Origin of the sequence: Mesorhizobium sp. WSM3862 (assembly GCF_002294985.1) — a bacterium.
GTDB lineage: Bacteria > Pseudomonadota > Alphaproteobacteria > Rhizobiales > Rhizobiaceae > Mesorhizobium.
In genome coordinates this window covers 116,332-142,017 of the sequence record NZ_NSGE01000004.1, presented here as the reverse complement: position 1 = coordinate 142,017, position 25,686 = coordinate 116,332, and the positions used below count along the sequence as shown (strand labels likewise).

General features: G+C 64.4%; 23 protein-coding genes. 12 read left to right on the top strand and 11 right to left on the bottom strand.

Annotated features, from left to right (window positions below):
- The first annotated feature begins 234 nt into the window (after positions 1 to 234).
- The 4 genes from CK224_RS13045 to CK224_RS13030 all read left to right on the top strand — a co-directional run bounded on the left by CK224_RS13045 (position 235) and on the right by CK224_RS13030 (position 4,304).
- Positions 235 to 1,245 (top strand): glycosyltransferase, encoded by a 1,011-nt coding sequence (locus tag CK224_RS13045; protein ID WP_095782363.1) that lies wholly within the window; start codon positions 235 to 237, stop codon positions 1,243 to 1,245.
- Complete coding sequence (locus CK224_RS13040) at positions 1,245 to 1,619, top strand: GtrA family protein (RefSeq protein WP_067003099.1); 375 nt, start codon at positions 1,245 to 1,247, stop codon at positions 1,617 to 1,619. Before CK224_RS13045 ends, CK224_RS13040 begins: the two co-directional genes overlap by 1 nt.
- Before the next feature lie 67 nt (positions 1,620 to 1,686).
- Positions 1,687 to 2,628: a glutathione synthase gene (gene gshB / locus CK224_RS13035; protein WP_067003101.1), complete on the top strand. Its 942-nt coding sequence runs from the start codon at positions 1,687 to 1,689 to the stop codon at positions 2,626 to 2,628.
- A gap of 146 nt (positions 2,629 to 2,774) precedes the next feature.
- Positions 2,775 to 4,304: a YifB family Mg chelatase-like AAA ATPase gene (locus tag CK224_RS13030; protein ID WP_067003103.1), complete on the top strand. Its 1,530-nt coding sequence runs from the start codon at positions 2,775 to 2,777 to the stop codon at positions 4,302 to 4,304.
- 257 nt (positions 4,305 to 4,561) lie between these two features.
- Here the strand turns inward: CK224_RS13030 and CK224_RS13025 are convergent, their stop codons facing one another.
- Positions 4,562 to 5,170, bottom strand: a complete 609-nt coding sequence (locus CK224_RS13025; RefSeq protein WP_095782071.1) for a short chain dehydrogenase — start codon at positions 5,168 to 5,170, stop codon at positions 4,562 to 4,564.
- Positions 5,171 to 5,295: 125 nt separating this feature from the next.
- Here CK224_RS13025 and CK224_RS13020 point away from each other — a divergent pair, with 125 nt between their 5' ends.
- On the top strand, positions 5,296 to 6,171 hold the full coding sequence (locus CK224_RS13020; RefSeq protein WP_280952263.1) for a LysR family transcriptional regulator: 876 nt from the start codon (positions 5,296 to 5,298) through the stop codon (positions 6,169 to 6,171).
- Between the two features lie 154 nt (positions 6,172 to 6,325).
- On the opposite strand, the gene CK224_RS13015 is transcribed toward CK224_RS13020, so the two are convergent.
- From CK224_RS13015 to CK224_RS31270, 5 genes are all read right to left on the bottom strand, one after another.
- The gene (locus tag CK224_RS13015; protein ID WP_095782069.1) at positions 6,326 to 8,500 is read right to left on the bottom strand and encodes a malate synthase G; all 2,175 of its coding nucleotides are present in this window, start codon (positions 8,498 to 8,500) and stop codon (positions 6,326 to 6,328) included.
- 257 nt (positions 8,501 to 8,757) lie between these two features.
- Entirely contained in the window at positions 8,758 to 10,794 is a 2,037-nt protein-coding gene (locus CK224_RS13010; RefSeq protein WP_095782068.1) for a hydantoinase/oxoprolinase family protein, read from the bottom strand.
- A gap of 405 nt (positions 10,795 to 11,199) precedes the next feature.
- The gene (locus CK224_RS13005) at positions 11,200 to 11,547 is read right to left on the bottom strand and encodes a hypothetical protein (RefSeq protein ID WP_095782067.1); all 348 of its coding nucleotides are present in this window, start codon (positions 11,545 to 11,547) and stop codon (positions 11,200 to 11,202) included.
- A gap of 197 nt (positions 11,548 to 11,744) precedes the next feature.
- Positions 11,745 to 12,254 carry a hypothetical protein gene (locus CK224_RS13000; RefSeq protein ID WP_067003114.1) on the bottom strand — a complete coding sequence of 170 codons (510 nt, stop codon included), beginning with the start codon at positions 12,252 to 12,254 and terminating at the stop codon, positions 11,745 to 11,747.
- Between the two features lie 10 nt (positions 12,255 to 12,264).
- Positions 12,265 to 12,840 carry a hypothetical protein gene (locus CK224_RS31270; RefSeq protein ID WP_176477917.1) on the bottom strand — a complete coding sequence of 192 codons (576 nt, stop codon included), beginning with the start codon at positions 12,838 to 12,840 and terminating at the stop codon, positions 12,265 to 12,267.
- 232 nt (positions 12,841 to 13,072) lie between these two features.
- Between CK224_RS31270 and CK224_RS12990 the strand changes: the two genes are divergently transcribed.
- Positions 13,073 to 13,312 carry a hypothetical protein gene (locus CK224_RS12990; RefSeq protein ID WP_095782066.1) on the top strand — a complete coding sequence of 80 codons (240 nt, stop codon included), beginning with the start codon at positions 13,073 to 13,075 and terminating at the stop codon, positions 13,310 to 13,312.
- Between the two features lie 9 nt (positions 13,313 to 13,321).
- Here CK224_RS12990 and CK224_RS12985 read toward each other — a convergent pair whose 3' ends face one another.
- Together CK224_RS12985 and lepA are read right to left on the bottom strand one after the other, a co-directional pair.
- On the bottom strand, positions 13,322 to 13,987 hold the full coding sequence (locus tag CK224_RS12985) for an NYN domain-containing protein (RefSeq protein ID WP_095782065.1): 666 nt from the start codon (positions 13,985 to 13,987) through the stop codon (positions 13,322 to 13,324).
- Between the two features lie 346 nt (positions 13,988 to 14,333).
- Positions 14,334 to 16,139: a translation elongation factor 4 gene (gene lepA / locus CK224_RS12980; protein ID WP_095782361.1), complete on the bottom strand. Its 1,806-nt coding sequence runs from the start codon at positions 16,137 to 16,139 to the stop codon at positions 14,334 to 14,336.
- A gap of 469 nt (positions 16,140 to 16,608) precedes the next feature.
- Here lepA and CK224_RS12975 point away from each other — a divergent pair, with 469 nt between their 5' ends.
- The 4 genes from CK224_RS12975 (at position 16,609) to msrA (ending at position 19,858) form a co-directional block, all read left to right on the top strand.
- On the top strand, positions 16,609 to 17,628 hold the full coding sequence (locus CK224_RS12975) for a pilus assembly protein TadG-related protein (RefSeq protein WP_348628386.1): 1,020 nt from the start codon (positions 16,609 to 16,611) through the stop codon (positions 17,626 to 17,628).
- A 286-nt stretch (positions 17,629 to 17,914) separates the two neighbouring features.
- Positions 17,915 to 18,616, top strand: a complete 702-nt coding sequence (locus CK224_RS12970; RefSeq protein WP_095776803.1) for a DUF1223 domain-containing protein — start codon at positions 17,915 to 17,917, stop codon at positions 18,614 to 18,616.
- A gap of 85 nt (positions 18,617 to 18,701) precedes the next feature.
- Positions 18,702 to 19,010, top strand: a complete 309-nt coding sequence (locus CK224_RS12965) for a hypothetical protein (RefSeq protein ID WP_095776802.1) — start codon at positions 18,702 to 18,704, stop codon at positions 19,008 to 19,010.
- A 119-nt stretch (positions 19,011 to 19,129) separates the two neighbouring features.
- On the top strand, positions 19,130 to 19,858 hold the full coding sequence (gene msrA, locus CK224_RS12960; protein WP_095776801.1) for a peptide-methionine (S)-S-oxide reductase MsrA: 729 nt from the start codon (positions 19,130 to 19,132) through the stop codon (positions 19,856 to 19,858).
- A 162-nt stretch (positions 19,859 to 20,020) separates the two neighbouring features.
- Here msrA and CK224_RS12955 read toward each other — a convergent pair whose 3' ends face one another.
- Positions 20,021 to 21,025: a cytochrome d ubiquinol oxidase subunit II gene (locus CK224_RS12955; protein ID WP_095782063.1), complete on the bottom strand. Its 1,005-nt coding sequence runs from the start codon at positions 21,023 to 21,025 to the stop codon at positions 20,021 to 20,023.
- A gap of 187 nt (positions 21,026 to 21,212) precedes the next feature.
- Positions 21,213 to 22,574, bottom strand: coding sequence for a cytochrome ubiquinol oxidase subunit I (locus CK224_RS12950; RefSeq protein ID WP_095776800.1), 1,362 nt, complete (start codon positions 22,572 to 22,574; stop codon positions 21,213 to 21,215).
- Between the two features lie 262 nt (positions 22,575 to 22,836).
- On the opposite strand from CK224_RS12950, the gene CK224_RS12945 reads away from it, so the two are divergent.
- Both CK224_RS12945 and CK224_RS12940 read left to right on the top strand, forming a co-directional pair.
- Positions 22,837 to 23,763, top strand: a complete 927-nt coding sequence (locus CK224_RS12945; protein ID WP_095776799.1) for an ABC transporter ATP-binding protein — start codon at positions 22,837 to 22,839, stop codon at positions 23,761 to 23,763.
- Between the two features lie 14 nt (positions 23,764 to 23,777).
- Positions 23,778 to 24,539, top strand: a complete 762-nt coding sequence (locus tag CK224_RS12940; RefSeq protein ID WP_067003307.1) for an ABC transporter permease — start codon at positions 23,778 to 23,780, stop codon at positions 24,537 to 24,539.
- A gap of 102 nt (positions 24,540 to 24,641) precedes the next feature.
- On the opposite strand, the gene CK224_RS12935 is transcribed toward CK224_RS12940, so the two are convergent.
- Positions 24,642 to 25,679, bottom strand: coding sequence for a phosphatidylglycerol lysyltransferase domain-containing protein (locus CK224_RS12935; RefSeq protein WP_095782062.1), 1,038 nt, complete (start codon positions 25,677 to 25,679; stop codon positions 24,642 to 24,644).
- Between the last annotated feature and the right edge of the window lie 7 nt (positions 25,680 to 25,686).

The window sequence follows — 25,686 nt, the reverse complement described above, 5'->3', positions numbered from 1 at the left end:
CCTGTTCTGACGGGGGAATTTGTGACCAGACTGGCAGCAAAGCGTTTAGGAAAGGTATCGGAAAATCGATTTTCTGAAGATGCGGAAAGGGTCTTGGCGCCACGCCTGGCGGTCCAGGGTCTTTGGCGGTGGAGGCTTAAACCGGGCATTAACAGCTTCAATAAATAGTAAAGCGGCCCGGAGACGCCGGCATTGGCGCGGCTGGTCGGCTGGGCCCGGGCACCGGAGACAGGCATGCCGCACGAGGTCCGCAACGAGCCGGCGATCGCCGTGCTCCTGCCCTGCTACAATGAGGAGCTGACGATCGGTGAGGTCGTGCGGCGCTTCCGCGAGACGCTGCCCTCCGCGACGATCTATGTCTACGACAACAATTCGAAGGACCTGACCGCGCTCAGGGCCCGCGCGGCCGGCGCGGTCGTCGTGCGCGAACCGCGCCAGGGCAAGGGCAATGTGGTGCGCCGCATGTTCGCCGACATCGACGCCGACATCTATGTGATGGCGGACGGCGACGGCACCTACGCGCCGGAAGATGCGCCGGAGCTGATCAACACACTCTTGACCGAGCGCTCGGACATGGTGGTGGGCACCCGGCGCGGCGTCACCGACGACGCCGGCCGCTCCGGCCACGCCTTCGGCAACCGCATCTTCAACCGGCTCTACAAGGGCCTGTTCGGCGCCGATTTCACCGATATCTTTTCCGGCTACCGGGTCTTTTCGCGGCGCTTCGTCAAGAGCTTCCCGGCGGTTTCCGGCGGCTTCGAGATCGAGACCGAGATGTCGGTCCATGCCTCGCAGCTCAAGCTGCCGGTGAACGAGATGGCGCTCGACTACGGCCGCCGCCCGGAAGGCTCATCGTCGAAGCTGTCGACTTTCCGCGACGGCGCCAGGATCCTATGGATGTTCGCCATGCTGGTGAAGGAGACGCAGCCGCTGCGTTTCTTCGGCACGTTTGCCCTGTTCTTCCTGGCGGCCAGCATCGGGCTGATGATCCCGGTGCTGATCGAGTTCGCCGAGACAGGACTTGTTCCGCGCATGCCGACCTGGGTGCTGTCCGTTGGCCTGCTCCTCTTGTCCATGCTGGCGATGGTCACCGGGCTGATCCTCGATTCGGTGTCGCGCGGCCGGGCCGAACAGAAGCGCATCTTCTATCTTTCCATCCCTGCCGGCCGCATCGAGCGACGCGCGGGCTTCAACGGCGAGGCCTCCCGGAAGAGGGAGCCGGGCAAGGCCTCGCGAGCCGCCTGATGGTCCGGCTTGGCCGCTTCGTGCTTGCCGGCGGCATCGGCTTCGTTGCCGATGCGGCCGCGCTCTGGCTGCTGCTTTCCGTCACGCCGCTCGGGCCGCTGGCCGCGCGCGTGCTGTCGATCGGCTTCGCGCTCACCGTCACCTGGCAGATCAACCGGCATTTGACCTTTGCGCCGTCGAGCCGAGGCATCGCGCAGGAGGGCGCGCGCTACGGCGGCGTCGGCGTCGCCACCAGCATCGTCAATTATCTCATCTATTGTGCCCTTCTGTTCGCGCTGCCCTCCCTGGCGCCGCTGGCAGCGCTGACGGTCGCCTCGCTGGTCGCGATGGCGCTGTCCTTCGTCGGCTATTCCCGGCTGGTCTTCGACCGATAATCTCTGGCCGATTGGCAGAAGCCGCCGATTTCCCTATATCGGCGACAGAGATTGCCGGAGACCCGAGATGCCGTTGAAAATCGCCGTCCAGATGGACCATGTCTCGACGGTGTCGATCGCCGGCGACACCACGTTCGCGCTGTCGTTGGAAGCGCAGCGGCGCGGCCACCAGCTTTTCCACTACACGCCCGACCGGCTGTCGATGCGGGGCGGCAAGGTGTTCGCGCGCGCCGAGGAGATGCAGGTGCGCGACGAGAAGGGCAGCCATTATTCGCTGGGCGAGCCGGTGCGCACCGATCTGTCGGAGATGGACGTGGTGCTGCTGAGGCAGGACCCGCCCTTCGACATGAACTACATCACCACAACCCACATTCTGGAACGCATCCATCCGAAGACGCTGGTGGTCAACAACCCGGCCTGGGTGCGCAACAGCCCGGAAAAGATCTTCGTCACCGAATTTCCGGACCTGATGCCGGAAACGCTGATCACCAAGGACCCTCAGGAGGTGGCCGCCTTCCGCAAGGAGTTCGGCGACATCATCGTCAAGCCGCTCTACGGCAATGGCGGGGCGGGTATCTTCCATCTGCACGAGGCCGACCGAAACCTCGCCTCGCTGCTCGAAATGTTCGGCCAACTGTTCCGCGAGCCCTATATCGTGCAGCGCTATCTCAAGGACGTGCGCAAGGGCGACAAGCGCATCATCCTGATCGACGGCGAGCCGGTGGGCGCCATCAACCGCGTGCCGGCCGAGCACGATTCGCGCTCCAACATGCATGTCGGCGGCCGCGCCGAGAAGACCGAGCTGACGGAGCGCGAACGCGAGATCTGTGCCCGCATCGGGCCGGCGCTCAGGGAACGCGGCTTCATCCTGGTCGGCATCGATGTCATCGGCGACTACATGACCGAGATCAACGTCACCTCGCCGACCGGCGTGCGCGAGGTGCGGCGCTTCGGTGGCGCGGACATTGCTGCCCTGTTCTGGGACTGCGTCGAAGGGAAGCGGAAGTAGCGCCCCTCAGCTGCCCGGTGGGCGGGACCGTATGTTCCCGTAATGTTCTTGCTTAAGCTGCAAATCTGTGGTTGTCTAACCTGATCCCGCTCGCCGCCTGATCGCAGGACCGGCGAGCGAGCCGGTATCCGGGGGCTTGAGACAAGATGGTAGCGCGGGTTCGCACGGTGGCTTTCCAGGGCATCGAGGCCGTGCCGGTCGATGTCCAGGTGATGATCGCGCCGGGCAAGGTCGGCATGCAGATCGTCGGTTTGCCGGACAAGGCGGTGGCAGAGAGCCGGGAACGCGTGCAGGCCGCGCTTCATGCGTCTGGCCTGTCGATGCCGTCGAAGAAGGTGACGGTGAATCTCGCGCCGGCGGACCTGCCCAAGGAAGGCAGCCATTACGATCTGCCGATCGCGCTCGGATTGATGGCCGCGCTCGGCGCCATTCCGGGCGATATGCTGGCCGGCTATGTCGTGCTCGGCGAATTGTCGCTCGACGGCACCATCGCCGCTGTCGCCGGCGCGCTGCCGGCGGCGATCGGCGCCAACGCCGAAGGCAAAGGGCTGATCTGTCCGTTCGCCTGCGGGCCGGAGGCAGCCTGGGCCGGCAAGGATTTCGATATCCTGGCGCCGCGCAGCCTGATCGCCATCGCCAACCATTTTCGCGGCACCCAGGTGCTGTCGCGTCCCGAGGCAGGCATCCAGGTCGCCGCGCGCGATCTGCCGGACCTTGCCGACATCAAGGGCCAGGAAAGCGCCAAGCGGGCGCTGGAAGTGGCGGCGGCGGGCGGCCACAATCTTCTGATGGTCGGACCGCCGGGCTCGGGCAAGTCGATGCTGGCGCAAAGGCTGCCCTCGATCTTGCCGCCGCTGGCGCCGAAGGAGCTGCTCGAAGTCTCGATGATCGCGTCGGTGGCGGGCGAGCTCGGCGAAGGCAAGCTGACAGACCGACGGCCGTTCCGCGCGCCACATCATTCGGCGTCGATGGCGGCGATGGTGGGCGGCGGCTTGCGCGTGCGGCCGGGCGAAGTGTCGCTTGCGCATCACGGCGTGCTGTTCCTCGACGAGTTCCCGGAATTCACGCCGCAGACGTTGGACGCGCTGCGCCAGCCGCTGGAGACCGGCGACTGCGTGATCGCGCGCGCCAATCACCGCGTCACCTATCCGGCGCGCATCCAGCTGGTGGCGGCGATGAACCCGTGCCGCTGCGGCATGTCGGGCGAGCCCGGCTATCGCTGCCTGCGCGGCGAGCGCTGCCGCACCGAATACCAGGCGCGCATTTCCGGCCCGCTGCTCGACCGCATCGATCTCAGGATCGAGGTGCCGGCGGTCTCGGCGAGCGACCTGATCCGGCCGGACAAGGCCGAGACCAGCGCCGCGGTGGCGCAGCGCGTGGCGCGCGCCCGGGCCATGCAGCGCGAGCGGCTGGAAAGGCTGGGTGCGGCGGCCACCACCAACGCGCACTGCCCGCCTTCGGTCATCGAGGCGATCGCCAGGCCCGACGCCGCCGGGCTGACGCTGCTCAAGGACGCCAGCGAAAAGCTCGCCTTCTCGGCGCGAGCCTATCACCGCGTGCTGAAGGTCGCGCGGACGCTCGCCGATCTCGACGCCAGCGAAACCGTCGGCCGCATCCATCTCGCCGAGGCGATCTCCTACCGCATGAGCGCGGAGCGCATGGCGCAGGCGGCGTAAGGTCCCTGGCGAGCTTCGCTGCAGCGAATCCCGGACCTGGATCTCCGAGCACACCTTGTGGCGCAGCCAGTTGGCGATGTGCTGCGAGGAGATGCGCAGCGTGGATGGGCTGTCGCAGGACGTCTGCCAGACGTCCCTTTAGAGCGTTCGGGCCTTCGAAGCGTTCAGGAAAGACCGGAGTGTCGCGAAATTCGGACTCGCGCGACACCCAGGCTCAGGCATTTGTCGCGGCAGTTGGAGCGCCGCGGGCCTTCAGCTCAATGGCCGACCCGATACACGCGCCCCGTCTGCACGCCTTCAATGCTGCGTTTGTAGGCCATTGCGACACGCGTTCCCGAGACGCTTTCATAACCGGGGAAGAACGGACCAAAGCGGTCCATCGATTCCGTTAGCATCGTCGGGCTGACTGCATTGATGCGGATGCCTCTGGAGAAATCGCAGGCGGCGGCACGCACGAACCCCTCGATCCCGGCATTGGAGCTTGCGGCATTGGAGCCTTGCGCAATCGGATCATCGACGGCGATGCCGGAGGTCAGCGTGATCGACCCTCCGTCCGCAAGGTAATGCTGACCAACCAGCGCAACACGCACCTGACTGAGCAGCTTGTCCTGCAAGCCTCTGTGGAACTCGGCCGCCGTCATTTTTTCGATCGGCGCCAGGATGACATTGCCTGCGGCAACAGTGATGGCATCAACTCGTCCGATTTTCCTGAACAGCGCATCCACGCTCTCATCATCAGCGATGTCGACCTGGTGATCACCCTGGGTGCGACCGACACGAATGATGTCGTGCCTGCCATCGCGCGCAAGCTCTTCCACCACGAAGCGACCGACATCGCCACTGGCGCCGATTACAACGATCCTCATAGAACATTCCTTTTCAATTTCAGGCTGAAGCGTTGCTACTATTCACCGAACCATTGCGGTGATAAATGCGCCACAACTTCGTTGTTTGCGAACTGGTGGTTAGCAATATGGATAGACTACGGGCCATGGAAACCTTCGTTGCCGTCGTGGAAGGAGGCAACTTCACCGAGGCTGCGCAGCGGCTCGAAATGTCGGCCGTCATGGTTGGAAAATATGTGCGTCAGCTTGAAGAAAGCCTCGGCGCGCGCTTGCTTGAGCGCACCACACGACGCCAGGGACTGACGGATGCTGGTCGTGTTTATTACGAAGATTCAAAGCGCGCGCTCGAATACATACGCGTGGCCGAAACGTCGATCGAACGACTGCGCGCATCGCCATCGGGCACGTTGCGTGTCAGTGCTCCGATCACCTTTGGCGCATGCGTCATCGCTCCCCTGATCGCGACGTTCCAGCGGACCTATCCGCTTGTGCATATTGAACTGGAACTAAGCAATCGCGTCGTCGATCTTATCGACGAGGGATTTGATATGGCCATCCGCATCGGCGATCTGGGTGATGTCGACCTCATAGCAAAACCGTTGACGATGTATCGCATGGTGATCTGTGCGTCGCCGGACTATCTGGTCCGATATGGCTATCCGCAGACCCCGCACGATCTCGGCGCGCATCACTGCCTCTCTCATACGGTATGGAACAGCCGCAATGCCTGGAAACTGAAAGGCTGGGATGAGGTGCAGCCACCGATCGCACCGTCTTTCACATGCAACGATGGCAACGGATTGCGCATGGCTGCGCTGGCCGGTGCGGGATTGTTACTGCAGCCCGAAGTTCTGGTGGCCCAGGATATGGCGAGCGGGGCGCTGGTTTCAGTCCTACAAGCCTATTTGCCCGAACCGCGCCCTGTCCATATCGTGCATCGACCGGATCGACGACCGCTCCCAAAGCTTACTCGTTTCATTGGGCATTTGCTCGCGCATGTCAGGGAGCGGGAGGCATACTAGCTCATTTCATGGCGGATGGGTCTGAAGTCCGCAATTGGCGTAAAGCGGAAGAGGCTAGCACCAGACCAATTTGCGCCGGTCCCGGCTCCGTCTCATCATTGTGGGGCGAGGGCAATGGAGGAGCAGCCGATGCAACCCATCAGGAAGAAGCGCGCTACCCCGCCCGGTCCTGCGCCTTCAGCTCCAATCTGCGCGCATGCAGCACCGGCTCGGTGTAGCCGTTGGGCTGAACGGTCCCCTTGAATACCAGGTCGCAGGCGGCCTGGAAGGCGATCGACTTGTCGAAATCCGGCGCCATCGGCCGGTAGAACGGGTCGCCGACATTCTGGCGATCGACGATCGCCGCCATGCGCTGCAGCGAATCCCGGACCTGGATCTCCGAGCACACCTTGTGGCGCAGCCAGTTGGCGATGTGCTGCGAGGAAATGCGCAGCGTGGCGCGGTCTTCCATCAGGCCGACATCGTTGATATCGGGCACTTTCGAGCAGCCGACACCCTGATCGATCCAGCGCACGACATAGCCGAGAATGCCTTGCGCGTTGTTGTCGAGCTCGCGCTGGATCTCGTCCGGGGTCCAGTTCGGCCGCACCGCCACGGGCACCGACAGGATGTCGTCGAGCCTGGCCTTCGGCCGGCTCCTCAGCGCCGCCTGCACGGCGTGCACATCCACTTTATGATAGTGCGTGGCGTGCAGCGTCGCCGCGGTCGGCGAGGGCACCCAGGCGGTGTTGGCGCCGGCCTTGGGGTGCGCGATCTTTTGCTCGAGCATCGCCGCCATCAAATCCGGCATCGCCCACATGCCCTTGCCGATCTGGGCGTGGCCGGCGAGCCCGCATTCCAGGCCCGTATCGACGTTCCACGCCTCATAGGCGGAAATCCAGGCCGCCTGCTTCATGTCGCCCTTGCGGATCATCGGGCCGGCTTCCATCGAGGTGTGGATCTCGTCGCCGGTGCGGTCGAGGAAGCCGGTGTTGATGAACACGACGCGCTCCCTTGCGGCGCGGATCGCTTCCTTGAGGTTGACTGTGGTCCGCCGCTCCTCGTCCATGATGCCCATCTTGATGGTGTTCTTGGCCATGCCGAGCAGGACCTCGACGCGATCGAAGATTTCCACGGCGAAGGCGACCTCTTCTGGCCCGTGCATCTTCGGCTTCACCACATACATCGAGCCGGCGCGGGAGTTGGCGCGGCGGCCGTTGTCGCCGACATCGTGCAGCGCGATCAGCGCGGTGAGCGCCGCGTCCATGATGCCTTCCGGCACCTCGTTGCCGTCGCGGTCGAGGATCGCCGGATTGGTCATCAGGTGGCCGACATTGCGCACCAGCATCAGCGAGCGTCCGGGCAGCAGCAGCTGGCCGCCATTCGGCGCCGTGTAGCGGCGGTCCGGATTGAGCTTGCGGACAAAGCTCTTGCCGGCCTTAGTGATCTCTTCCGCCAGGTCGCCCTTCATCAGGCCGAGCCAGTTGCGATAGACGACGACCTTGTCCTCGGCATCGACGGCGGCGACCGAATCCTCGCAATCCTGGATGGTGGTCAGGGCGGCCTCGAGGATGACGTCGGCAATGCCGGCCGCATCGGTCTTGCCGATCTGACTGGCATGGTCGACGACGATCTCGATATGCAGGCCATTCTTTACCAAAAGCACGGCTTCCGGCGTGGCGGCGTCGCCGCGATAGCCGACGAACTGCTTCGGGTCGGCAAGCGTGGTGGCGCCGGCGCCTTCGCCGACCTTCAGCGCGCCGTTCGCCACCGACAGCCCGTTGATGCCGGCCCATTTGCCGGTGGTGAGCGGCACGGACTGGTCGAGGAAATCCCTGACCCAGGCGATCACCTTGGCCCCGCGGACCGGGTTGAACGCCTTGCCCCTTTCGGCGCCTCCCGTCTCGGGAATGGCGTCGGTGCCGTAGAGCGCGTCATAAAGCGAGCCCCAGCGCGCATTGGCGGCATTGAGCGCATAGCGCGCGTTCATCACCGGCACGACCAGCTGCGGTCCGGCGACGACCGCGATCTCCGGGTCGACGTTTTCGGTCGAGACGCTGAAGGCCGGGCCTTCCGGCTCCAGATAGCCGATCTCCTCGAGGAACGTTCTGTACAGCTCCATGTCGACCGGCGCGCCGTTGGCGCGGTACCAGTCGTCCAGCCTCTCCTGCATGGCGTCGCGCTTGGCGAGCAGCGCGCGGTTCTTCGGCGCGAGGTCGTGGACGATCTCTGAAAAGCCGGTCCAGAACTTTTCCGGATCGATGCCGGTGCCGACTGCTGCCTCCTCGGCGACGAAGTCATGGAGCTCCCGGGCAATCTGCAACCCGGCGATCTCGATGCGGTCGGTCATCAGCACGTCTCCAGATGGGTAAGGCTTTGCCGGGGCTTTGACATGTTTGGGGTTCAAGGGTCAATTCGGCTTAGGGTGAAGGTGCGGATTTTGGCGGCAAGCGAATCTCCCCCCTTGAGGGGGAGATGGCCGGCAGGCCAGAGGGGGTCGCCTCGCGTGGAGCGCGAGCTCTATTCGTTGCAGCAGGCCGGGCCCAGTCGGGCCGACCCCCTCTGTCTCCTTCGGCGACATCTCCCCCTCAAGGGGGGAGATTGCTTCTAAACCGCAATCCTTGGGCGCCCTGAGGCCACCGCCACCACATGCGCCTCGATGAACATGCGCTGGTTCTCGACCGTCGAGACCTTGAATTCGGTGGAAACATCGATTTCGGCGCTGTCGGTGCCGGCATTTTTCGCGCGTTCGGCGACGATCGCCCGCAGGTCGGCTTCCGCCGCGGCGATCGCCTTCTCCTCCTCGGTGAAGTCGCGCACCGTCTGCCCCGAGGCAAGCCGGAAAAGCCCTTCCCTGGGCTGGCTGACGCGGGCTTCGGCCGAGACGCGGACCTGGCCGACGACCGCGCCGAGCGCGTTGGCGACGTCGGTGTCCTCCGGCACGATGCAGCCATTGCCGATCAGCGGCGGCAGGCCGGCGTAATGCAGCGGCGCCGAGGCGCCGAGGCCGATCACCGGCCGGTCGAGCGCGACGCTAAAGCGGGCGATGCCGGGATGCGCATCGACGGCGCGCTGCACCAGCGCGTGCGCGACGGTGGCGGCGCCGTCCAGCCCGTCCTCGGCGAAGGCGGTTTCGAGAATATATTCGGCCGACCAGCGCGTCAGCGTGACGAGCACGCGCTGGGCGAGCACTTCCGGCGTCGCGGCGATCGGCTGGCCGCGGCCGTCGCGGCGGCGAGAAAACAGCTCGGCGCCGAGGCGCGCGGCGGCGGGATCCCAGTTCGACTGCTTGCCGAGCACATGGGCGGCGTCGGACGGCGTGAAGCCGCAGATGTGCACCAGGCCGCGCGCCACCAGCCGGTTCAGCGTGGCGTTCTGGGCGTTGGAGCTGAGCAGCCGGTCAAGCGCCAGCGGGGTGGCGCCGATCGCCTCGTAGAGTTTCGCTTCCGGCGCGGTGAGGCCGGCGGCGAGGCGATCCGGCACGCCGGTGCGCACGGCAAAACGCCCGTCCATGCGGCCGGGATTCGGCGCGCGCAGCTGCCGCTCCAGCTCGGCGGTGACCGCCTCGCCATGCGCCAGGCCGGCCAGCGCCAGCGGCACCAGGCGGCGCGGCCCGAGCAGGATCTTCGGGTCGAGCGCGCCGTCCTCCAGCGCCACTTCGGAGTCGCCGCCAAGGCCGAAGGTGCGCATGGCGACGGCTTCGACCATGGTGCGGAAGCCGCCGACGGTGGCGCCTTCCGGATCGAGCCGCGGCCGGCCGCTATCCAGCACGGCGACGTCGGTGGTGGTGCCGCCGATGTCGGAGACCATGGCGTCGTCCAGCCCGGTCATGTGGCGGGCGCCGACCAGGCTGGCGGCCGGACCGGAGAGGATGGTCTCGATCGGCCGCTGGCGGGCGAAGGCCGCCGACACCAGCGCGCCGTCGCCGCGCACCACCATCAAAGGTGCGGCGATGCCGCGACGGCCAAGAAAGCCTTCGGTCGCCGCGACCAGCCGGTCGATCATCGAGATCAGCCGGGCGTTAAGCAGCGTGGTGAGCGCGCGGCGCGGACCGCCGAGCTTGGCCGAAAGCTCGTGGCTGGCGGTGACCGGCAGGCCGGTCTTTTCGCGGATCAGGTCGCGCGCGGCGAGCTCATGCGCCGGGTTGCGGGTGGCGAAATAGGCGCAGACGGCGAAACCCGACACCGAACCCCCAAGCTCCGGCAACGCCGCCTCGAGGCCGGAAAGATCGAGCTTCGCGGCATTGCCGTGTACGTCATGGCCGCCGGGGCAGAACACCACCGGATCGCTGCCGAGAGCCGTCTTCAGCCCGTCGCGGGCGAGGTCGGCCTCGGAAAAGCCGATCATCACCAGCGCCACGCGCCCGCCCTGGCCCTCGACCAGCGCGTTGGTGGCAAGCGTGGTCGACATCGAGACAAGCTTGATCGCGGCCGGGTTGGTACCGGATTTTTCCAGCACCGCGTCGACCGCGCCGGAAATGCCGACGGCGAGGTCGTGGCGCGTGGTCAGCGCCTTGGCCTTGGCCAGCACCTTGCCCTTATCTGGGTTGTCCAGGGGCCCGCCCTCCTCCGACCACAGCACGGCATCGGTATAGGTGCCGCCGGTGTCGATGCCGAGGAAGAGCGGTTTTGGCTTGGCGGTCATTTGGCGGTGGCAAGTCCGGGCAAGAGGTTTGGTGCCTGCCCCTTAGCCGATACGGGCCGGCGGATAAAGGCGGGAGCGATGGGCCAAGAGCAGAGATGGTGCGGCTTCGAAGAATTTGCTGAGACGCTAAGCGCCAAGCCACCCCCCTCTGTCCTGCCGGACATCTCCCCCTCAGGGAGGGAGATTGGCAACTTCCGCGCCGCGCCATTCCTGCAATGTTGGCAATAGGCGAGGGCCGGTGTGACAGCTGATCTCCCCTTGAGGGGGAGATGGCCGGCAGGCTAGAGGGGGTCATCTCGCATGGAGCGCCAGCCTCGTTCTGCAGCCGGAGGCCGAGTCCGGTCGGACCGACCCCCTCTGTCGCCTTTGGCGACATCTCCCCCTCGAGTGGGGAGATTGGCAGCTTCACTCCGCCAGATCCACCGTCTCCGTCGAGTGGTCAGTGCAGATGAAGCAGCAGGTGTCGCAGGGCTGGTCGTTGTCGGGGCCGACGCCAGCCGTGACGGAATCGTTGCCGACCACCCAGGCGCCCCAGCAGATGTGCTCGCCGGGCTCGCAGGAGATCGGCACGGATTTGCGCGCCTGCGGGCGGATGAGAAAAACCTTGTCGCCGCCCGGCCAGACCTTTTCGCTGTCGCGGCTGAACAGTTCCAGCGCGACGCCGTCGGAGCGCTGGTTGCGGACAAAGACCGACATGTCGGCGGCGAAGGCCGGCGCGGTGAGGAGAAGAGCGGCGAGCAGAGCGCGAATCATGGCGAGGTCCCCGATGGGAGTAGAGCACGGGAAGCACCGGTAATCTCCCCCCTCGAGGGGGAGATGGCCGCGAAGCGGTCAGAGGGGGTCCTTGCGCGTAGAACGCCGACCTCATCTCGTGCCGCACGGCGTCGGCGCTCCACGCGCGGCGACCCCCTCTGTCGCCTTTGGCGACATCTCCCCCTCGAGGGGGGAGATCAGCGCCTCACCACCACGTGCGGCGCCAATGTCTTCACCGCCTCGATCAAGTCCTGGTCGTGGATGTCGAGCGAGGAGATCTCCATGTGCACGGTGGTCTTGCCGAAGGGCATTATCCCGAACGCATTGGCGGCCGAATATTTGATGGCGTCGGGCGGCTCCTCGGTGAGCTCGAAATTGAGCAGCGCCGCGCCCTTGCCGCCGGAGGCGAGGCGCACGCTCCGCACCTTGTTCCACGGCACCAGCACGTCACCGGCGCGAGCATCGCGGAAGCCGCGCTGATCAAGCGTGACCTTGACCGAATTGTCGAAGGCGCCGCGCGAAATGAAGACGCCGAGCGCCAGGAGGGCGACGCTGAGCAGCGCGATCCACAGCACATGACCGCTGCTCGCCCCCGAGGCCGCGCCCTGCAGCGCGCCGAAGCCGAAGATGCCGCCGATCAGGAACGGGCCCACGGCCGGCAGGATCTTGCCCGAGGCGCTGTTGCGGATTTCGAGCGGCGCGGCCATGTCCGCCCGCTCAGCGTTCCGATTTCATGAGCGTCCAGATCCAGCCGATTAAGGTGAGGACCAGGAACGGATAGCCGGCGGCGGGCAAAGGCGCCGAGGTGGGCAGAAAGTCTCTTTTGTTTGTCCGCAATTCCGGACGCAAAACCGCTGCGCACTTTTGCTGGAATTGCTCCCGGGCGCCCCACAGGATCATCAGGACCGAGACGGCGAAGAGCAGAGCGGCGACGAAAGCCGTGAGCCGCATCCAGAGCGCGAAAGTGGCCTGCGCGCTGACCATGACCAGCCCCGCCGCCCAGAGGCAAATGCCGCCGACATAGGATGGCACGCTGGCCTCAAGGCCCGCCGCATTGCCGGCCAGAAGCAGGCTTTCGCCGGCGAGAAAGGTGAGGAAGCCGGCGGCGACGAGGTCATTGCCGAGCCGCTGGTATTTCAGGGTGAGAAGTGCTGCAGCGACGACGACGCCCACGCCGTCGATGGTCCACAGCGTCTCGCGCAGAGCGTCGCTGGCAACGAAGGCGCCTGCCATGCCCAACGCGCCGCCGACGGCGAGGCCGATCGCGGCGACGGTGTCCGAGGTGGAGCGCATGCGGTGTCTCCCCAAGCCCGGAGGGGAGGATACGCCAAGGTGGGGGAGGATCAAAGGGTGCGGATGCCGCTAGGCTGAAGCCAGAGGAGTCTGGCAACAGCCCGCCCCTCCACAAGGCAAGCCGTTCGCGTTTCAGGTCTTCGCTAAAGCGCTAACCTTGCGTAATCCGGAATTGCACATATATGCAGCGCTATCGGGCTGCGACCTCAAATTTCAACAAGAAGGATTTCGAATGACGTACACATACTACAGGCACATTTCCGGCAAAGACGGGTTGCAGCTGGTGCTCCCGACCGGCGCCGATTTTCCCAAAGAGGCAACCGCTGCAGATTGGATACAGACCGCAGTAAAGGACGGGAAAGACGCCCCGCAGATCGACAAGGACGAGGTTGCAAAAAAGGGTTACAGGCTTACCAAAGTGAAGGTGACCTTTACCGAGGGTATCGGCAATCCGCCTGCCGACTCAAAATAGGCAGCAATGCTAAACCCAAGTTGCGGGCTTGGTTATGGACCCACCGCCAGAAAGGTTGATCGTCGCGGGAAACTGGGATTGCCGCAAATGCCCGGGCCGAATTCTGAGATAGAACGATGCTGCGTTCATCAGGCTTTGGTTCGGGTATTTGACTGGCACGAGAAGACCGACGCGTTTGCCAGCCTCGTGGATAGCAATACGAATTGGTTCCACGAGATCTGAATCGTTGGTGATGACTACGGCGACGTCAAAGGCATCAAGGAATGCGTCGCGCACCAAGTGGACACCTAGATTTACGTCGCTGCCTTTCTCTTCGCTTTTTATGACCTTCACAACAGCTGGCTGCGGCATCGTCCAGTTATAGCCGTTTGGCTTTGATTGAGGTGGATTGGCGAGAGGCATCCATGGCTCCGAGATCATGAAGGTGCCTTCGTGGATCACAATCTCAGGTACCGTGCCGAGAGCATTCAAATAGGTGGCTTGTCGGGCGGGGGCCTGCGGGTCATGCGCGCGGGCGGACACCCTAGCGATATAGTAGTTTACGCGGGTGATGATGTGGCCCGGCTGCAGGACGTTCTGCGCCAGAGCTAGCTGGTTCACCCATTTGAGCGATGGGCGGTCTTTCAACATCCGGTAATATAGGTTGAAACCGTCCACATAGACGATTGTGCGCATTGGTCACCCCTACCAAAAAAGCAAAGGCCGCTCAAGGAGTTGCCCCCTTTGCGGCCTTTGAGCCCACAGCAAGCTGTGGGTGGGTGATACTGCATTATATGGGGATTGACAGCCAAAAGTCAACGTGATACCGCCGAAAGAGCGGTATCACGAACATCGATTCTCGCTGGAAAAATTCCAAAAAACTATTTTGAAGTCTTTCTAAGATTATTCGATGGTGGCGACTTCGCCATCTTCTTCAACATTTGGTCAAAGTTCCCTTCGGTATCATCAGTTCAAACTCGTCGCGCTTGCTGGCGTCCGCTGCCTATCGATGGCTTGGCGCGCTCCGCGCGCCAACCGCCGCTCAATCCCCCATCTTCAGCGCCTGGATGAACGCCTCCTGGGGGATATCCACCTTGCCGAACTGCCGCATCCGCTTCTTGCCCTCTTTCTGTTTGTCGAGCAGCTTGCGCTTGCGGGTCACGTCGCCGCCGTAGCATTTGGCGGTGACGTCCTTCCTGAGCGCCGAGACGGTCTCGCGGGCGATGATGCGGCCGCCGATCGCGGCCTGGATCGGGATCTTGAACAGGTGCTGCGGGATCAGCTCCTTCAGCTTCTCGCACATGGCGCGGCCGCGCTTTTCCGCCGCCGACCGGTGCACCAGCATGGACAGAGCATCGACCGGCTCGTCATTGACCAGGATCGACATCTTCACCAGATCGCCCTCGCGATAGTTGGTGAGGTGATAGTCGAAGGAGGCGTAGCCCTTGGAGATCGACTTCAGCCGGTCGTAGAAGTCGAACACCACCTCGTTGAGCGGCAAGTCGTAGGTCAGCATGGCGCGCTTGCCGACATAGGAGAGGTCGGCCTGAATCCCGCGCCTGTCCTGGCAGAGTTTTAGAATGCCGCCGAGATAGTCGTCGGGGGTGAGGATGGTGGCACGGATCCACGGCTCCTCGATCGAGGCGATCTTGACCACGTCTGGCATGTCGGCCGGGTTGTGCAGTTCCTTGGTCGTGCCGTCGATGAGGTTCATGCGGTAGACGACGCTAGGTGCTGTGGCGATGAGGTCGAGGTTGAACTCGCGCTCCAGCCGCTCCTGGATGATCTCCAGATGCAGCAGCCCGAGGAAGCCGCAGCGAAAGCCGAAGCCGAGCGCGGCCGACGTCTCCATTTCATAGGAGAAGGACGCGTCGTTGAGGCGCAGCTTGCCGACGGCGGCGCGCAGATCCTCGAAATCGGCGGCGTCGACCGGGAACAGGCCGCAGAACACCACCGGCTGCGCCGGCTTGAAGCCGGGCAGCGCCTTTTGCGTCGGGCGGCGGTCCTCGGTGATGGTGTCGCCGACGCGGGTGTCGGCCACTTCCTTGATCGAGCCGGTGAAAAAGCCGAACTCGCCGGGGCCGAGCTCGTCGACATTGACGCGGGCCGGCTTGAAGACGCCGGTGCGCTCGACGAGATATTTTGCGCCGGTGCCCATCATGCGGATGGTCTGGCCCTTCTTCATCACGCCGTCGATGACGCGGACCAGCACGATGACGCCGAGATAGGCGTCGTACCAGCTGTCGACCAGCATCGCCTTCAGGGGCGCTGCAATGTCGCCCTCGCGCGGCGGCGGCAGCTGGTGGACGATCGCCTCCAGCACGTCCGGCACGCCAAGGCCGGTCTTGGCCGAGATCAGCACGGCATTGGAGGCGTCGAGGCCGATCACCTCCTCGACCTGCTCGCGGATGCGCTCGGGCTCGGCCGCCGGCAGGTCGACCTTGTTCAGCACCACGACGATCTCGTGGTTGTTGTCGATGGCCTGATAGACATTGGCCAGCGTCTGCGCCTCGACCCCTTGCGAGGCGTCGACCACCAGCAGCGAGCCCTCGCAGGCGGCGAGCGAGCGCGACACCTCGTAGGCGAAGTCGACATGGCCGGGCGTGTCGATGAGGTTCAGCACGTAGTCCTCACCGTTTTTGGCGCGGTAGTTGAGCCGAACGGTCTGGGCCTTGATGGTGATGCCGCGCTCGCGCTCGATGTCCATCGAGTCCAGCACCTGCTCCTTCATGTCGCGCTCCTCCAGCGCGCCGGTGAGCTGGATCAGCCGGTCGGCAAGCGTGGATTTGCCATGGTCGATATGGGCGACGATGGAGAAATTGCGGATGTGGTCGAGGGGCGTCGTCATGCGGCGCGCTTTAGCAGGGGCGGGTTTAAGGGGCAAGCGGTGGGCCCGGGGAGATCGGAGCAGAGCAGGCAAACACGCTCGCCAATGTCTGAACACGGCCAATGATCGGAGGCCGGCGCTGCCCCTCATCGCCCTGCCGGGCACTTCTCCCCGTAAGTGACGGGGAGAAGGGGCTGGCCGCCGCCTCGGTACCTTTCTTGCAGCGTTCCAAATTGGCGAAATCGTCGATGGGGGCGCCCCTCTCCCCGTTACCATACGGGGAGAGGATGCCGGCAGGCAGGTGAGGGGCAGCGCAAGCGCTTGAAGGTTAGGGCGCCTCCGCGCAAAAATTCAAATCCACTTAAACTTTCATGCACTCATTTTGGGCATATCTCCACCTCTGGTGGCAGGCAGGTTGCATTGCCGGTGTGTATGGGGTTGGGGCATGTTCTCGTCGGCAAGAGATTTCGTTCGATCGCAAGGCGGCTCAATGCTGCCGATGATGGCGCTGTTGGCGATCCCGCTGCTGCTCGCGGTCGGCTTTTCCGTCGACTACACCTCGGCGGTGACGACCAGGAGCAACATGCAGCAGGCGCTTGACGCCGCGATCCTGTCGATCACCACGCTGCCGACCACGACCTCCAAGGCCGACCGCCAGACGGCGCTGCAGCAGGCCTATGTCGCCAATAGCGGGCTGGGCGACGCGACGCTCACCGCCGTCAACGTCGCCGCCGACGGCACGGCGACGTTCAGCGCCACGGCGGCCTATCCGATGCCGACCAGTTTCATGCAGATCGCCAGGATCAATTCGGTCGATGTCGGCGTCGGTTCCTCGGTGCGCAAGGCGCCGGCGCTGGTGCAGTCCACCTTCAAGGTGACGAAGGTGTCGGGCTACTGGAACAAGACGATGACGCTCTACGGCACCCAGTTCGGCCAGACCAAGGCCAAGCCGCTGATGACGATCAGCTATAATTACAACGGCTATGGCGACCCGAAGGGCTACGGCACAACCACGGTGAGCACCATCAACGGATCGACCACGACCGTGGTGCAAAAACAGGTCTGCACGACCTCGACGGTCGACAGTTTCAACAATCTGCCGAGCGGGGCGATCACCCAGACCAGCGGCAGCAACAAGTACGTCACGACCTGCGCCGATACCTTCTATCCGGCCAATGGCGCCGGCGCGGTGATCGATGTCAGCCAGATGGACCAACTCTATCTGCAAATGGATGTGCCCTCGGGCAACCCGAAGGTGCTGAAGTCGAACGATCCCAACACCTCGAACCGACTCTATATCGGCACCAGCGCCACCGATATGCCCGAGGTCGCGACCGGCCAGAAGGTCGACATCTTCACCTCGGTGCCCTGCGGCCAGACCGGCTACCAGGCCTGGGAAGACGGCGGCAACCCGGTGCCGGCGCCGGTTTCCAATGCCGATTTCTTCTACAATGTGACCGGCAAATGCGCCTTCGATCAGCGGCCGTCCGAGACGGTGCTGACGCAGTAGCGCCCTCGCTTCTCCCCTTGTGGGAGAAGGTGTCGCCGAAGGCGACGGATGAGGGGTGCTCCAGCTTGGCGGCGCCTTAAGTCTAGACAAGAATCTAGCAGACGCGCTCGCGAGCGTCTCACTCCGCTGGAGCGCCCCTCATCCGTCTCGGCGCTGCGCGCCGATCCACCTTCTCCCACAAGGGGAGAAGGGGAAGGCGCCTCTCAATCACAAACCGGTGAAGCTGTAACGAAGTCCTCCGCGGCGGCGAAATGGGAGCATTGCCCCGCTACGGAGACTGCTTCCAATGACCGGATTGAAGACAAGGATCGGCCTGCTTGCCGGCGCGGCATTTGCTGCGCTTGCCGCCACGCTCGATGCCGCTTCCGCTGAGCCGCTTACCGTGGTCGAGCTGTTCACCAGCCAGGGCTGCTCGTCCTGCCCGCCGGCCAATGCCAATCTGATCAAGGTCAAGGACCGGCCGGGCGTGCTGGCGCTGTCCTTCAACGTCACCTACTGGGACTATCTCGGCTGGAAGGACAGTTTCGGCCGGCAGGAATTCACCCAGCGCCAGGTCGCCTACGAGCCGCCGCTCGGCCATGACGGGCCGTTCACGCCGCAGGTGGTGGTGAACGGCAGCGCCGACGCCGTCGGTGCGGCGCCCGGCGAGATCGAGCGGCTGATCTCGACAACCCCGTACGCCAAGGGTCCGGCGCTCTCGCTCGGCGACGGCAAGGTGAGCATCGGCGCCGGCACGGCGCCCGGCAGGGCGGCCGATGTCTGGCTGGTGCGCTACGCACGCGGCGTCGTCGAGGTGCCGGTGGCGCGCGGCGAGAACACCGGACGCACGCTGCCGCATGCCAATGTCGTGCATTCGCTGCAGAGGCTCGGCCGCTGGAACGGCGAGGCGACGACGCTGCCGCTGCCTGCGGCACCCAAGGGCTTGAGCACGGCAGTGCTGGTGCAGACGCCGGCCGGCGGGCCGATCCTGGCCGCCGCGGCAAACTGATTTTTCTTTTCGCGCGGGCCGCATCAGAGCGGCAACGCTTAACCAAGGGCCCGCATCCGCGCGCCGCAACCCAAGGAGAACTAGCATGACCAAATTCCTTACGCTGCCGGCGCTGGCTTTCGCGCTTGCCGCTGCCGCGTTCGTTGCCGGCGCCCGCGCCGACGACACGACCGACGCGATGAAGCCCGCCAATGCGATGGCGACCGAAGCCATGAAGCCGGCGACCGATGCTATGATGCCGACCGGCGCGATGAAGCCCGCGGATAAAATGAAGCCCGATGCGATGGCGACCCAGGCGATGAAACCCGCCACGGATGCCATGAAGCCCGCGGATGCGATGAAGCCCGTGACGGATGCGATGAAGCCTGCCGACGCGATGGCGCCGGCGCAATAAGTCAGCGGCCCGGTCTCTTGGCAACAATCGCCATCGGCCAGAAGCCGCCGCACGGCAAAGTGAGAAACCAGCGGCGGCTTGCTTCGTATATAGTGGAACAACGAACAAGGAGATCCGACATGAACGGCATCGACAAAAAGGCGGCGCGGCGCTCGCTGGCCCCGCTTGCAGCGCTGGTGCTGACGGCGGCCGCGGCCGTCTTCTGGCAGACGCCGGCGCGTTCGGCCGAGGACGCGGTGGTGATCCCGCCGCCGGCTATGGATGAAAAGGCCGCCGGCGGCACGGAGAAAGCGATCTTCGCCGGCGGCTGCTTCTGGGGCGTGCAGGGCGTGTTCCAGCACGTCAAGGGCGTCAGCAAGGCCGTCTCCGGCTACGCCGGCGGCAGCGCCGAGCACGCCGTCTACGAGGTCGTCGGCACCGGCCGCACCGGACACGCGGAATCGGTCGAGATCACTTACGATCCGTCGAAGGTCACCTATGGCCAGCTGCTGCAGGTCTATTTCTCGGTCGCGCACAATCCGACGCAGCTCAATTACCAGGGGCCGGACCAGGGCACCCAGTACCGCTCGACGATCTTCGCCGAGAATGACGAGCAGAAGAAGATCGCCGAGAGCTACATCGCCCAGCTCGACAAGGCCAAGGTATTTTCGAAGCCGATCGTGACGACGCTGGAAACCGGCAAGACCTTCTATCCGGCCGAGGATTACCATCAGGATTTCCTGACGCTGAACCCGAACTACCCCTATATCGTCTACAACGACCTGCCGAAGATCGAGAATTTGAAAGCGCTGTTTCCCGCGCTCTACAGCGAGAAGCCGGTGCTGGTGCTGGCAAGTAGCAAAAGCTGAGCCGCGCAGATCTCCCCCCTCGAGGGGGAGATGTCGCCGAAGGCGACAGAGGGGGTCGCCGCGCGTGGAGCGCCGACTGTCTGCAGCAAAGCAGGCTGAGCCCAGTCGGACCAACCCCTCTGCCTGCCGGCCATCTCCCCCTCGAGGAGGGAGATTATGCGCTCAATCGTAGGTCAGATCTGTCGCCTTGCCGCCGAACACGCGGTAGGCGTAGAACGAATAGAAAATAATGATCGGCAGCACGACGACGGTGCCGACCAGGATGAAGGCCAGGCTCTCCGGCGCCGAGGCGGCCTGCCAGATCGTCAGCTTGTCGGGCACGACATAGGGATAGAACGACCAGGCAAGCCCGGCGAAGCCGAGCGCGAAGATGGCGGCCAGAGTCAGGAACGGCCGCAGCGCATGCCGGTCGTCGGACTTGGGCAGATGAAACGTCTGCCGCCACAGCCACAGGAACAAGAGCGCCGATACGATCGGCAGCGGCGAGAGATAGAGGATCTCCGGCCAGAGGAACCATCTGTCGAAGATGCGCGGGCTTGCGAAGGGCGTGGCCAAAGAGACCGCGACCATGCCGAGCGCCGTCAACACCAGCGTGACGCGCAGCCAGCGCACCGCCTTTCCTTGCAGGTCGCCCTCGGTCTTGTAGATCAGCCAGGCCGAGCCCATGGCGGCGTAGGCCGCCGACAGGCAGAGCGCGACCAGCGCGCCGAAGGCCATGCCGCCAAGGCCGACATCGAGGCCGAGCACATAGACGCCGAGCATATAGCCCTGCGCCAGCGAGGCCATGGTGGAGCCGAGAAAGAAGATGCGGTTCCAGCGGTGCTTCTTGCCGGCCGGCACCTTGGCGCGGAAATCGAAGGCAACGCCGCGCAGGATCAAGCCGACCAGCAGCAGGAACACCGGGATATAGAGCGCGGTGAGGATGGTGCCGTGCGCCATCGGAAAGGCGACCAGCAAGAGCCCGACCGCCAGCACCAGCCAGGTCTCGTTGGCGTCCCAGAACGGGCCGATCGCCGCGATCATCGTGTCCTGCTCGGCATCTTCGGCGCCTGCGAACAGGATGCCGATGCCGAGGTCGAAACCGTCGAGAATGACGTAGATCAGGATGGCGAGGCCCATCAGGCCGGCAAAGATCAGCGGAAGCGCGGTTGGCCAGTCGAAGGTCATCTTTCTTTCCTCCAACCGAGATTGGTCCGACATGCGGCCATACTGTTCGAAGCAACCGTTTCGGATCGATTGCGAGGGTTGGCGCCGCCCCTCATCGCATTGCCAGCCGCAACGCGAGCGGCAGCGCCGACCTCAGAAGAAAGCCCCGCATCGAACCGACCGCACCGCTTGTCTTGCTCCTGCATGTTCACTCTCCGGCGGCCGGCTGCGACATCGCGGCGTTCATGACGCCGGGCAGCGGCGAGGTGTCGCCTTCCTTGGCCGCCTTCAGCGCCAGATGCACCAGCACGCCGAGATAGGCGATCAAGAGCAGTACATAGAGGATGAGATAGACGGCCAGGGTCAGCGCGACATGGCTGCCGGCGACCGGGCCGACGGCATCGGCCGTCTTCAACACGCCGGTGACCAGCCAGGGCTGGCGGCCGATCTCGGTCGTGTACCAGCCGGCCAGCGTCGCCAGCCAGCCGGAGAGCGCCATCGGCACCATGATCAGGGCCAGCGGCTTAGGCAGGCTGCGGCGACGCTTGAGGAAGAAGGCCGCCGACCAGGAGACGATGAGCATCAGGATGCCGGTGCCGACCATGACGCGGAAACCCCAGAACACCGGGAAGACCGGCGGGTGGTTGCCTGGATAGTCGTTGAGGCCGGGCACGACGCCGCTTGTGCTGTGGCGCAGGATCAGGCTGGCGCCGTCGGGAATGGCGAGCTCGAACCTGTTTTCCTTGGCCGCCTCGTCGGGCAGCGCGAACAGCACCAGAGGCACGTGGGCGCCGGTGTTCCAGTTCGCCTCCATGGCGGCGATTTTCTGCGGCTGGTGCTCGAGCGTGTTCAAGCCGTGCTGGTCGCCGGCAAAGATCTGGATCGGGATCAGGATGGCGGCGGCGAAGACGCCGGTGCGCAGCGCCTTCCACATCGATTCCGAGCGGTCGCCATAAAGGTAACGCAGCGCCGAGCAGCCGGCGATCAGGAAGGAGACCGTGAGCCCGGAGGCGAGCAGCATGTGGACCAGCCGGTAGGGCATGGACGGATTGAAGATGACCGCCCACCAGTCGAGGGCGTGCGCCTTGCCGTCGATCATCTCGAAGCCGGCCGGCGTCTGCATCCAGGAGTTCAGCGCGATGATCCAGAAGGCGGAAACCGTGGTGCCGCCCGCCACCAGCACTGTCGCCAGCGTGTGGATGCGGTTGGAGACGCGGCGGAAGCCGAACAGCATGATGCCGAGGAAGGCCGCCTCGAGAAAGAAGGCAGTCAGCACCTCATAGGCAAGCAGCGGGCCGGCGATGTTGCCGACCGTTTCCATATAGCCCGGCCAGTTGGTGCCGAACTGGAAGCTCATGGTGACGCCCGAAACCACGCCCATGGCGAAGGAGAGCGCGAACACCTTCACCCAGGTGAAATAAGCGCGCATCCAGGCCGAGTCGCCGGTGGCGTTGTAGCGGAGCTTGAAGAAGAGAAGCACCCAGCCAAGTGCAATGGTGATCGCCGGAAACAGGATATGGAACGAGATATTCGCGCCGAACTGGATGCGCGACAGGATGAGCGGGTCCATGCTGGGCTCCGGCTGCAATTCAGGCTTGAAGGATAGGCTTCGAACACGCATCGGTCAAAGCGGCGCGGCGTCACGCGAGGCGCGTTGTCGCAGCGTCGGGCGATCATGGACAGACGCACCGCGTGACAGCTTGCAGAGGCCGTTCGACGTCGCGAGCGGCGGCGACTGTCGAGAACTGTCAGCAGCACGGTCGATTGTCGGTTTGCATAAAACGACATCCGACCTATATCAGGTCACGTTTTCCAGCCGGCCATATTTCAGCATGTCATCCATCATCTCCATCTCCGGCGTCACGAAAACCTATGCCACCGGTTTCAAGGCGCTGAAGGAAATCAACCTCGACATCGAGCGCGGCGAGATCTTCGCCCTGCTCGGACCGAACGGCGCCGGCAAGACGACGCTGATCTCGATCGTCTGCGGCATCGTCAACCGCTCGTCGGGCAGCGTCACCGTCGATGGTCACGATATCGGCAGGGACTACCGCGCGGCGCGCAGCCTGATCGGGCTGGTGCCGCAGGAGCTCACCATCGACGCCTTCGAGACGGTCTGGGCGACGGTGAACTACAGCCGCGGCCTGTTCGGCAAGGCGCCCGACAAGGCTTTCGTCGAGAAGGTGCTGCGCGATCTCTCGCTGTGGGACAAGAAGGACGCCAAGGCGATCACGCTTTCGGGCGGCATGAAGCGCCGGCTGATGATTGCCAAGGCGCTGTCGCACGAGCCGCGCGTGCTGTTCCTCGACGAGCCGACGGCGGGCGTCGACGTCGAGCTGCGCCAGGACATGTGGGCGATGGTCAGGCGGCTGCGCGAGGACGGCGTCACCATCATTCTGACGACGCATTACATCGAGGAGGCCGAAGCGATGGCCGACCGGGTCGGCGTCATCAACCGCGGCGAGATCATCCTGGTCGAAGGCAAGGCCGAGTTGATGCGCAAGCTCGGCCGCAAGCAGATGACGCTGGAGCTGCGCGCGCCGCTCGCCGCCTTGCCCGTGGGCCTGTCGCGCTATGCGCTGGAGCTGTCGGCGGACGGCAACGAACTCACCTACACCTATGACAGCCAGAGCGACCGGCCGGGCGTCGCCTCGCTGATCCGCGATCTCGAGGCCGCAGGCATTCAGTTTCACGATCTCGACACCAAAAACAGCACGCTCGAAGAGATCTTCGTCAATCTGCTGAGGCAAGAGCCATGAACCGCCACGCGGCTATGAACCTTCGTGCAGTGTGGGCGATCTACCGGATGGAGATGGCGCGTGCGTTCCGCACGGTGCTGCAGAGCATCGTCTCGCCGGTGATCTCGACATCGCTCTATTTCGTCGTCTTCGGCTCGGCGATCGGCTCGCGCATCACCGAGATCGACGGCATCAGCTACGGCGCTTTCATCGTGCCGGGGCTGATGATGCTTTCGCTTTTGACGCAGTCGATCTCGAACGCCTCCTTCGCGATCTATTTCCCGAAATTCGTCGGCTCGATCTACGAGCTCCTGTCGGCGCCGGTCTCCTATCTCGAGATCATCATCGCCTATGTCGGGGGCGCGGCGACCAAATCGATCATGCTCGGGCTGATCATCTTGGCCACCGCGGCGCTGTTCGTGCCGCTCAGGATCGAGCACCCGTTCTGGATGATCGCCTTCCTGGTGTTGACGGCGGTGACCTTCAGCCTGTTCGGCTTCATCATCGGCATCTGGGCCAAGACCTTCGAGCAGCTGCAGCTGGTGCCTCTGCTGATCGTCACGCCGCTCACCTTCCTTGGCGGCAGCTTCTATTCGATCCATATGCTGCCCGGCATCTGGAAGACGATCACGCTGTTCAACCCGGTCGTCTACCTGATCAGCGGGTTCCGCTGGAGTTTCTACGGCAAAGCGGACGTCTCGGTCGGCGTCAGCCTCGGCATGACGCTGGTGTTTTTGGCCGCCTGCATCGCGATCGTGGCGTGGATTTTCCGCACGGGGTACAGGCTGAGGAATTGAAGGGACGTCGTGTTGGTGCTGGAGTGATTGCAAGCCTGCGTGATTGGTCGAAACGCCTGCCGCCTGCAACGCTGCGGCCGATCGCGGACGTTCGCGGTTCCGCTAAATCGCCTTGATCAGCCGCAGCAGTCCAAGCATCTCCATCAGCGTACCCTTGCGGAAGGCGATGTAGGTCGGCTCCTCCAGCCCGTGGAAGCGGCGCTTGAAGGCGGCCTGGCCCTGCAGGTTGAAGCGCGAGCGGTTGACCCAGGGCGACTCGTAGGCGCGCCGGAAGGTGCTGCGCCAGAAGCTCGATTCGGCAAAGCCGCTCGGTTCGACGTCGAGCAGCGGCGACAGGCCAAGCGTGACCACCGAAACGCCCTCCTCGCGAAAGCGATCGACGGCGAATTTGGTCAGGCCGATCTCGGCATGCGGCGTGGCGTCGACCTGCTTGCGCTTGAAGGCGGTGGTATAGCCGATGACCTCGCCATTGCTGAACAGCGGGTCGAAATCGAGAATGGCGACGAGTTCGCCCTGCGGGCCGTGGAGGACGAAGCGGCGCATGTCGGCGCCGAGATGGTCGGCGAAAGGGCGGTTCAGGAAGCCCATCTCCCAGCGTTTGACGATGCGCTCGCCGCGCCAATTCTCGGACAGCCGGGAAACCTCGTCGAGCAGCATGTTGGCCCTGTCCTCGGCGAAGGTGAAGCCCTTCTTCGCCAGCCAGCGCTCCGAATAGCGCACGGTCTCGTTGCGCTTGCCGGAGAAATCATGCGCCGGCAGCTGCAGCCTCGTGTCGACGCCAAGCCGATTGATCTGATAGCCGAGCCCGGCCAGCACCTTTGCCGTGGCGGCGCTTATCTGAACGAACCAGGGGCCGCCGGCGGCCTCGACGAAGCGCTTGATGTAGCCAGGCCGGTCCGGCGGATCGACGACCGGATCGCCCAGCGCGAAATGGTGCTTCATCTTGGTGCCGAATGCGATGTAGCCATCGCCTTCGCTGAAGTAGGACAGCTTCTGCTGCACGGCGGTGGAATAGGCGAGCGAGAAGTCGCCATGGCGCCGCACCAGCGCCAGGCGCTCGAGATGCGTCAGCTCGCGCCGCGGCACCTTGGGCGCCGCGCCGTCAAGAAACCTGTCGATATGGATGCGCAGGGATGGCATCAAGCGT